At 64.4% G+C, this 3,988-nt stretch carries 4 protein-coding genes; 2 read left to right on the forward strand and 2 right to left on the reverse strand.

The window, feature by feature from the left end; all coding sequences use genetic code 11:
* Both PFH44_RS25450 and PFH44_RS25455 read right to left on the reverse strand, forming a co-directional pair.
* Positions 1 to 972: LLM class flavin-dependent oxidoreductase (locus PFH44_RS25450; RefSeq protein WP_283826552.1), on the reverse strand; the 972-nt coding region annotated here is incomplete at its 3' end.
* 144 nt (positions 973 to 1,116) lie between these two features.
* Positions 1,117 to 2,010 carry a LysR family transcriptional regulator gene (locus PFH44_RS25455; RefSeq protein WP_283826553.1) on the reverse strand — a complete coding sequence of 298 codons (894 nt, stop codon included), beginning with the start codon at positions 2,008 to 2,010 and terminating at the stop codon, positions 1,117 to 1,119.
* Positions 2,011 to 2,140: 130 nt separating this feature from the next.
* On the opposite strand from PFH44_RS25455, the gene PFH44_RS25460 reads away from it, so the two are divergent.
* On the forward strand, positions 2,141 to 2,737 hold the full coding sequence (locus tag PFH44_RS25460) for a cysteine dioxygenase family protein (RefSeq protein WP_045858810.1): 597 nt from the start codon (positions 2,141 to 2,143) through the stop codon (positions 2,735 to 2,737).
* Position 2,738: 1 nt separating this feature from the next.
* The coding region (locus tag PFH44_RS25465; RefSeq protein ID WP_283826554.1) for a rhodanese-like domain-containing protein at positions 2,739 to 3,988 on the forward strand (1,250 nt) is incomplete at its 3' end.

Genomic DNA, 3,988 nt, shown 5'->3' on the forward strand with positions numbered 1-3,988 from the left:
GTTGTGGACCCCGAGGTCGTAGTAGTCGAGCAGCGCGTCGGCAACCTGTTCCGGCGTGCCCACCAGCGCGGTGGAGTTATGACCGCCGCCCACCAGCTTCGCAATACCGGTCCACAGGCGCTTGTCCACCACGTTCCCCTGCTCCGCCGTCGCCCGCAGGCGCTGGGCGCCGACGCTCTCCGGCTTGGCCTTAAATCCGCCGTCGATCTGCGCCGCGCGCTCGGAGGCAACGTGTAAAATATGCTCGGCTTTTTCCCAGGCCTGCGCTTCGCTGTCGGCGATAATCGGCCGGAAGGAGACGCTGAAGTCAATTTCGCGCTGATGCTTTGCCGCTTCGGCCCGCACCCGCTTCACCGTCTCCTCGGTTTGTCCCAGCGATTCGCCCCACAGGGCAAAGACGTCGGCGTGCTTACCGGCCACCCGAATGGCGGCCTCTGAAGAGCCGCCAAAATAGAGCGGAATATGCGGTTTTTGCAGCGGACGAATGGCGGACCATGCCTGCTCGGCCTGGTAGAACTCGTTGGCGATATCGACCGGCTGCTCTGCGGTCCAGATTTTGCGTACCGTCTCAAGGAAGGCGTCGGTGCGCGCATAGCGCTGGTCGTGATCGAGATAGTCGCCGTCGCGGCGCTGTTCGGCATCGTTGCCGCCGCTGATAATGTGCACCGCGAGGCGGCCACCGAGCAGGTGCTCAAGGGTGGCAAATTTACGCGCGGCGAGCGTGGGCGAGACAAAACCCGGGCGGTGGGCGAGCAGAAAGCTGATTGTTTGCGTCGACAGCCCGGCCAGGGCGGTGACCAGAAAGCCGTCGGGCTGATCGGACCAATGCCCCACCAGCAGCCGGTCAAAGCCGGCGGCCTCGTGCGCCTGAGCAAAACGAACGATATAGTCGCGGTCAAAAATCGGCCCTACCGGGGCGATAGTTTCGGACGCGAGACGGTGGCCGATCATGCCGAGAAACTGAATGCTCATACAAACTCCTTGGGTCAGGGTAACGGGCCGGCCGCGGCGGCGGCGCAATATCGTTACCCTATACACCGGAGATTAATGAACAAAATGCATTTTTATCATATCTTAATATGCCAAATAAGCATTTAGATAAATTAAACCTATTTTTCAGTCAGATGAAGCGAGCTGCTGCACGATTTTGGCGGCAAAAAAAGTCAGAGGCTGCTGGAGATTAGCCAGATTCTGGGCGCTGATTTGCCACAGGCAGACCGCGGGCTGGAAATCGGCTAACGCCAGGATACTAATCTCATCGCGCCACGGGCTGGCCGCCAGCGCCGCCCGGGGGACGATGCCCAATCCCAGCCCCTGCGCCACCAGGCCAATCTGCAGCTGGGCCCCCGCGGTCTCGGTATTCAACTGCAGCCGCAGCCCCTGGGCCTGCAGCTCGCGGATCAATCCCGCCCGCAGCCCGCAGCCGTCGGGATTGAGCACCCAGCCGTGCGCCGCGCACTCCCGCAGCGCCCCGGCGGAGAGGCGCAGGCCCTTGCCGGCAATCACCACGATATCCAGCGGACAGAGCAGCCGCCCGCTGTAGCCCTCCGCGAAGGCCTGCTGCGCCGGGCCCATCGCCAGCACGCCGTCAAGCTCGACGCTCTCCAGACGCTTCTGCAGCTGACCGCTCCAGCCGCAGGTCACCTGCGGCTGAAGGTGCGGGAACTGCTGACGCAGCGCCGTCAGCGCCGGCTGGAGGCCGATTTCCGCCACGCTCTGCGGCAGGCCAAGGCGCAGAACCCCGCGCGGCTCCGCCTCCGGATCCAGCAGCCCGTAGAGCTTTTTGGTTTCCCGCTTGATGGTCAGGCACTGCTCGTAGACGCGATGCCCGGCGGCGGTCAGGGTCAGCGGCCGGGTCTGCCGCTCCAGCAGGGTCACGTTCAGCGTCTGCTCCAGCCGCTGCAGGCGACGGGTGATCGCCGATTGGGTTATGCCCAGATACTCCGCCGCCTGATTCAGGGAGGAGAACTGCACGGTGGCTAGCAGGGCGTCGATGTCGTCAATGCGCATAGATTCCTTAGAGTCGGCCTCGCCAAACTCTTAATGTTTATTTTGCATATTAATATATGCGTAAATTGCATTTAAATAATATTAACGCCTTTGTTAGCGTATTGACCAGCCCCCCTGACAGGAACCGATGATGAGCACATCCCGACTGGAAAAATTACGCCATTTTATTCAAGACGTTGACGTCCTGCATCGCGAGATCGGCCGTCCGGAGCCGCTGCTGGACGCGGTGGCCCTGCGGCTGGCGGCGCTGGTGAAGCAGGATGACTGGCTGCCGGACGAATACGCCCTGCCGCATCCCCACCATTATCAGCAGTATCTGCTGCACGCCGACTCCGGGCAGCGCTTTTCAATCGTCAGCTTCGTCTGGGGACCGGGACAGTCGACGCCGATCCACGACCACCGGGTGTGGGGCGCGATCGGCATGCTGCGCGGAGCGGAGGAGAATCAGCGCTACCGCCTCGACGATGCCGGCACGCCGGTGGCTGACGGTATCGCCCAGCGCCTCTCCCCCGGCGAGGTCGAGAAAGTCTCCGCCCGCGACGGCGATATTCACCGGGTCAGCAACGCGCTGGCGGATCGCGTGTCCGTCAGCATCCACGTTTACGGCGGCAATATCGGCGCCGTCAGGCGCGCCGTGTATACCCCGGAAGGACTCAGCAAACCCTTTATCTCCGGCTACTCCAACCGCCATTTACCCAATCTCTGGGATCTCTCTAAGGATAATTAATATGCCCGAACACTCCCTACGCCAGGCCGCACAGATCCGCCAGGCGCTGCTCGACGGCGCGGAGCTGGCGCTGATCGACGTGCGTGAAGAAGCGCACTTCGCCACCGCGCATCCGCTGTTCGCCGCGAACCTGCCGCTCAGCAAGCTGGAGCTGGAAATTAGCCGCCGGGTGCCGCGCCTGACGACGCCGATAACCGTTTACGATAACGGTGAAGGCCTTGCTACAGTCGCTCTCGAACGCCTGCGCGGCTGGGGCTACCGCGACGTTGCCCTGCTCGACGGGGGGCTGGCGGGCTGGCAGCGCAGCGGTGGAGAGCTGTTTCAGGACGTCAACTCCCCGAGCAAAGCGTTTGGCGAGCTGGTTGAGAGCCAGCGCCATACGCCTTCGCTGAGCGCGCAGGAGGTTCAGGCGCTGATTGACGGCCCGCAGCCGGTGGTGGTGCTCGACGCCCGGCGCTTCGATGAGTATCAGACCATGAGCATTCCCGGCAGCATCAGCGTTCCCGGGGGCGAGCTGGCGCTACGGGTTGACGGCCTCGTAGGCTCGGAGCAGACGCCGATCGTGGTTAACTGCGCGGGACGCACCCGCAGCATTATCGGCGCCCAGTCGCTGCGCAACGCCGGAGTGCGTAATCCGGTCTACGCCCTGCGCAACGGCACTATCGGCTGGACGCTGGCCGGGCTGGCGCTGGAGCACGGCCAGCAGCGGCGCTACGATCCGGAGCAGCAGCCATCGACGGCGCGGCGCCAGCAGGTGCGCGCGCTGGCTGAAAGCGCCGGGGTGACGTTTATTGATGAGACTACGCTGCAGCGCTGGCGGCGCCAGGAGGACCGCACCACCTATCTGTTCGACGTCCGCAGCCCGGAGGAGTACGCCGCCGGCCACCTGCCCGGCAGCCTTAGCGCTCCCGGCGGGCAGCTGGTGCAGGAGACCGACCACCACGCCAGCGTGCGCGGCGCGCGGATCGTCGCGCTGGACGACGACGGCGTTCGCGCGGCCATCACCGCTTCCTGGCTGGCGCAGATGGGCTGGGAGGTCGCGGTGCTGCGCGAAGCCAATCCGGCAGAGTTTAGCGAGCGCGGCGTACCGGCAGCCAGCGTCCCGCCGGCCCCGGTAGCGGAAGAGATCGCCCCCCAGCGGCTGGCGGAGCTGCTGAATGAACCGGGCACCGCGGTGCTGGATTTCACCACCAGCGCCAACTACGCGGCGCGGCATATTCCCGGCGCCTGGTGGCTGGTGCGATCCGAACT

The organism is Klebsiella sp. Ech2A (assembly GCF_030078455.1).
Lineage (GTDB): Bacteria > Pseudomonadota > Gammaproteobacteria > Enterobacterales > Enterobacteriaceae > Klebsiella > Klebsiella terrigena.

Excerpts from the sequence above, each read along its gene's own strand:
- PFH44_RS25455 (WP_283826553.1), bottom strand. The coding sequence starts at position 2,010 with ATGCGCATTGACGACATCGACGCCCTGCTAGCCACCGTGCAGTTCTCC.
- PFH44_RS25460 (WP_045858810.1), top strand. The coding sequence starts at position 2,141 with ATGAGCACATCCCGACTGGAAAAATTACGCCATTTTATTCAAGACGTT.